The sequence below is a fragment of the Bacteroides fragilis genome (assembly GCF_019583405.1).
GTDB classification, from domain to species: Bacteria; Bacteroidota; Bacteroidia; order Bacteroidales; family Bacteroidaceae; genus Bacteroides; species Bacteroides fragilis_B.
Map to the genome: position 1 here is coordinate 1 of NZ_SZUU01000021.1, position 5,363 is coordinate 5,363.

Below are 5,363 nucleotides of genomic sequence, written 5' to 3' on the forward strand. Positions count from 1 at the left end.
AAAAAAACTTCCCAAAACATTTGGTAGTTTGAAATAAACCTTTTACCTTTGCACCCGCTTTTGAAACGAAGCAGAATTTAAAAAGAAGAGTTCTTTGAAACATTGATAAACAATACAAGTAGTACAAGTCAAATTTAGAACCGTCAATACTTATTATATAGGTATATTAGAAATGACCGTCAATAAATTTTCGACATCCTGAACAGAGCTAATATTTTCCCTTACGGGATATATAAAATACTTTTACAATGAAGAGTTTGATCCTGGCTCAGGATGAACGCTAGCTACAGGCTTAACACATGCAAGTCGAGGGGCATCAGGAAGAAAGCTTGCTTTCTTTGCTGGCGACCGGCGCACGGGTGAGTAACACGTATCCAACCTGCCCTTTACTCGGGGATAGCCTTTCGAAAGAAAGATTAATACCCGATGGGATAATTATTCCGCATGGTTTGATTATTAAAGGATTCCGGTAAAGGATGGGGATGCGTTCCATTAGGTTGTTGGTGGGGTAACGGCTCACCAAGCCTTCGATGGATAGGGGTTCTGAGAGGAAGGTCCCCCACATTGGAACTGAGACACGGTCCAAACTCCTACGGGAGGCAGCAGTGAGGAATATTGGTCAATGGGCGCGAGCCTGAACCAGCCAAGTAGCGTGAAGGATGACTGCCCTATGGGTTGTAAACTTCTTTTATATTAGAATAAAGTGCAGTATGTATACTGTTTTGTATGTATAATATGAATAAGGATCGGCTAACTCCGTGCCAGCAGCCGCGGTAATACGGAGGATCCGAGCGTTATCCGGATTTATTGGGTTTAAAGGGAGCGTAGGTGGGCTGGTAAGTCAGTTGTGAAAGTTTGCGGCTCAACCGTAAAATTGCAGTTGATACTGTCAGTCTTGAGTACAGTAGAGGTGGGCGGAATTCGTGGTGTAGCGGTGAAATGCTTAGATATCACGAAGAACTCCGATTGCGAAGGCAGCTCACTGGACTGCAACTGACACTGATGCTCGAAAGTGTGGGTATCAAACAGGATTAGATACCCTGGTAGTCCACACAGTAAACGATGAATACTCGCTGTTTGCGATATACAGTAAGCGGCCAAGCGAAAGCATTAAGTATTCCACCTGGGGAGTACGCCGGCAACGGTGAAACTCAAAGGAATTGACGGGGGCCCGCACAAGCGGAGGAACATGTGGTTTAATTCGATGATACGCGAGGAACCTTACCCGGGCTTAAATTGCAGTGGAATGATGTGGAAACATGTCAGTGAGCAATCACCGCTGTGAAGGTGCTGCATGGTTGTCGTCAGCTCGTGCCGTGAGGTGTCGGCTTAAGTGCCATAACGAGCGCAACCCTTATCTTCAGTTACTAACAGGTCATGCTGAGGACTCTGGAGAGACTGCCGTCGTAAGATGTGAGGAAGGTGGGGATGACGTCAAATCAGCACGGCCCTTACGTCCGGGGCTACACACGTGTTACAATGGGGGGTACAGAAGGCAGCTACCTGGTGACAGGATGCTAATCCCAAAAGCCCCTCTCAGTTCGGATCGAAGTCTGCAACCCGACTTCGTGAAGCTGGATTCGCTAGTAATCGCGCATCAGCCACGGCGCGGTGAATACGTTCCCGGGCCTTGTACACACCGCCCGTCAAGCCATGGGAGCCGGGGGTACCTGAAGTACGTAACCGCAAGGATCGTCCTAGGGTAAAACTGGTGACTGGGGCTAAGTCGTAACAAGGTAGCCGTACCGGAAGGTGCGGCTGGAACACCTCCTTTCTGGAGCGATGTTGGAAACGACGTTCATTTCGAGGTTCTAAAATTGTACTACTGGTACTTGTTTATTTATAGAATATAGATCGACCGTCTATAGCAATATAGATAGAGATAAACAAGAGAAAAACAGAAGCCGAGTCTAAAACAGGACACGGTTGAACTAGTCCTATAGCTCAGTTGGTTAGAGCGCTACACTGATAATGTAGAGGTCGGCAGTTCAACTCTGCCTGGGACTACCAACAGATAGATATTTTATCTTGTATGATTGGGGGATTAGCTCAGCTGGCTAGAGCATCTGCCTTGCACGCAGAGGGTCAACGGTTCGAATCCGTTATTCTCCACAATTGATACTCCGGCAACGGAAGTTGCCGAATGTTATCATACGATCTTTGACATGATGTACAAAAAAAAGTAAATTTAGTAAGAGCTAAAAGTATATATCGAACCATTTGGTTCAGATCCTTTTTAAGAAAAGGAGATGACCCTGGCGATAAAAGAAAGTAAATAAGGGCGCATGGCGGATGCCTTGGCTCTCGGAGGCGATGAAGGACGTGATAAGCTGCGATAAGCTTCGGGTAGGTGCAAATAACCTTTGATCCGAAGATTTCCGAATGGGACAACCCGGCATTCTGAAGGAATGTCATCCAGCCAAGCTGGAGGCTAACGCAGGGAACTGAAACATCTTAGTACCTGCAGGAAAAGAAAATAAATAATGATTCCCCTAGTAGTGGCGAGCGAACGGGGAATAGCCCAAACCACCCGTGTTACGGCATGTGTGGGGTTGTAGGACCACGCTCTCGCAAGAAAGTTATTGAGAAGAAGCGGCTGGAAAGTCGCGCCATAGACGGTGATAGCCCGGTATTCCAAGGTAACTGAAGCGTAGTGGTATCCTGAGTAGCGCGGAGCACGAGGAATTCTGCGTGAACCAGCCGGGACCATCCGGTAAGGCTAAATACTCCCGAGAGACCGATAGCGAACCAGTACTGTGAAGGAAAGGTGAAAAGCACTTCGAATAGAAGAGTGAAATAGTCCCTGAAACCATGCGCCTACAAGCGGTCGGAGCAGCGTAAGTTGTGACGGCGTGCCTTTTGCATAATGAACCTACGAGTTACTTTTTCCGGCAAGGTTAAGCATCTTGAGATGCGGATCCGAAGCGAAAGCGAGTCTGAACAGGGCGGATAGTCGGAAGGAGTAGACGCGAAACCAAGTGATCTACCCTTGGGCAGGTTGAAGGTTAGGTAACACTAACTGGAGGACCGAACCGATAAGCGTTGAAAAGCTTCCGGATGACCTGAGGGTGGGGGTGAAAGGCTAATCAAACTTGGAGATAGCTCGTACTCCCCGAAATGCATTTAGGTGCAGCCTTGAGAATTACTAATGTGAGGTAGAGCGACTGATAAGATGCGAGGGCTTCACCGCCTATCAAGTCTTGATAAACTCCGAATGCGCATTAGTTCGATCTCAGGAGTGAGGGCATGGGTGCTAAGGTCCATGTCCTAAAGGAGAAGAATCCAGACCATCAGCTAAGGTCCCCAAATAAACACTAAGTTGAACTAACGAAGTCAGATTGCTAAGACAGCTAGGATGTTGGCTTGGAAGCAGCCATTCATTTAAAGAGTGCGTAACAGCTCACTAGTCGAGGAGTTTGGCGTGGATAATAATCGGGCATAAGTGTTTTACCGAAGCTATGGGATGTTAACTAAACACTAACATCGGTAGGGGAGCATTCCACTCGGCGTTGAAGGGGAAGCGTGAGCTTTTCTGGAGCGTGTGGAAAAGCAAATGTAGGTATAAGTAACGATAAAGGGGGTGAGAAACCCCCTCGCCGCAAGACTAAGGTTTCCTGATCAACGCTAATCGGATCAGGGTTAGTCGGGTCCTAAGGCTCAGCCGAACGGTGAGGCCGATGGCAGAACAGGTTAATATTCCTGTACTACCTGTAAGAGTGACGTGGAGACGGAGGAGTGACAACGCCGCGGACTGACGGAATAGTCCGTTAAAGGGTGTAGATGTTGATTATCCCAGGCAAATCCGGGATAAGAGTCGAACCTGACAGTATACCAATTTCCCCGGAAAACGGTAATAGTGCGTGTAAACATACTCCCAAGAAAATCCGCTAAACTTAATCTTACAGGTACCCGTACCGTAAACGGACACACGTAGTCGGGTTGAATATACTCAGGCGCTTGAGTGAATCACGGTTAAGGAACTAGGCAAATTGACCCTGTAACTTCGGGATAAAGGGTCCCTACCCGGTGACGGGAGGGCGCAGAGAATAGGTCCAGGCAACTGTTTAACAAAAACACAGGGCTGTGCAAAATTGAAAGATCACGTATACAGCCTGACACCTGCCCGGTGCTGGAAGGTTAAGAGGAGATGTCATCGCAAGAGAAGCATTGAATTGAAGCCCCAGTAAACGGCGGCCGTAACTATAACGGTCCTAAGGTAGCGAAATTCCTTGTCGGGTAAGTTCCGACCTGCACGAATGGTGTAATGATCTGGACACTGTCTCAACCGTGAGCTCAGTGAAATTGTAGTATCGGTGAAGATGCCGATTACCCGCGATGGGACGAAAAGACCCCGTGAACCTTTACTATAGCTTAACATTGAATTTGGGTAATTGATGTGTAGGATAGGCCGGAGACTTCGAAGCAGGCACGCCAGTGTTTGTGGAGTCGCTGTTGAAATACGGCCCTTTGGTTATTTGAGTTCTAACTCGCTGTTGCGAGGACACTGTTTGGTGGGTAGTTTGACTGGGGTGGTCGCCTCCAAAAGCGTAACGGAGGCTTCTAAAGGTGCCCTCACGCCGATTGGTAACCGGCGGTAGAGTGTAATGGCATAAGGGCGCTTGACTGGGAGACTTACAAGTCGATCAGGTAGGAAACTAGAGCATAGTGATCCGGTGTTTCCGTATGGAAGGGACATCGCTCAAAGGATAAAAGGTACTCCGGGGATAACAGGCTGATCCCTCCCAAGAGCTCATATCGACGGAGGGGTTTGGCACCTCGATGTCGGCTCGTCACATCCTGGGGCTGGAGAAGGTCCCAAGGGTTGGGCTGTTCGCCCATTAAAGTGGCACGCGAGCTGGGTTCAGAACGTCGTGAGACAGTTCGGTCTCTATCTATCGTGGGCGCATGAAATTTGCGTGGCTCTGACACTAGTACGAGAGGACCGTGTTGGACTGACCTCTGGTTTACCGGTTGTGCCGCCAGGTGCATTGCCGGGTATCTAAGTCGGGATTGGATAAGTGCTGAAAGCATCTAAGTACGAAGCCAGCCACAAGATTAGATTTCTTTTCAGGGTCGTTGTAGACTACAACGTTGATAGGACGCAGGTGTACAGGTGGTAACATCACAGCCGAGCGTTACTAATTGCCCGATGACTTTCTTTTATTTGCCTTAATGGTTTATATATCCGTTTAGCTTGTATATTTAGTATATAGATATCTAAGTTTACTTTTGTACATTATGTCTGCCTTATTCAGGTGACTATAGCATCAGGGTTCCACCTCTTCCCATTCCGAACAGAGAAGTTAAGCCTGATCACGCCGATGGTACTGCGTAACAGTGGGAGAGTAGGTAGTCGCCGTTTT

The 5,363-nt window shown here is 48.0% G+C and carries 2 tRNA genes and 3 rRNA genes; all 5 read left to right on the forward strand.

Features of this window, described 5'->3' with window-relative positions:
* The first annotated feature begins 245 nt into the window (after window positions 1-245).
* The 5 genes from FDF36_RS20765 to rrf all read left to right on the forward strand — a co-directional run bounded on the left by FDF36_RS20765 (window position 246) and on the right by rrf (window position 5,362).
* Window positions 246-1,774: ribosomal RNA gene (locus tag FDF36_RS20765) — 16S ribosomal RNA — on the forward strand.
* A gap of 159 nt (window positions 1,775-1,933) precedes the next feature.
* A tRNA-Ile gene (locus tag FDF36_RS20770) sits at window positions 1,934-2,010 on the forward strand.
* 28 nt (window positions 2,011-2,038) lie between these two features.
* A tRNA-Ala gene (locus FDF36_RS20775) sits at window positions 2,039-2,112 on the forward strand.
* 153 nt (window positions 2,113-2,265) lie between these two features.
* A 23S ribosomal RNA gene (locus tag FDF36_RS20780) occupies window positions 2,266-5,162 on the forward strand.
* Window positions 5,163-5,251: 89 nt separating this feature from the next.
* Window positions 5,252-5,362 (forward strand): 5S ribosomal RNA (rrf, locus tag FDF36_RS20785).
* Together the 16S, 23S and 5S rRNA genes with 2 tRNA genes alongside form the textbook arrangement of a ribosomal RNA operon.
* The last annotated feature ends 1 nt before the right edge of the window (window position 5,363 follow it).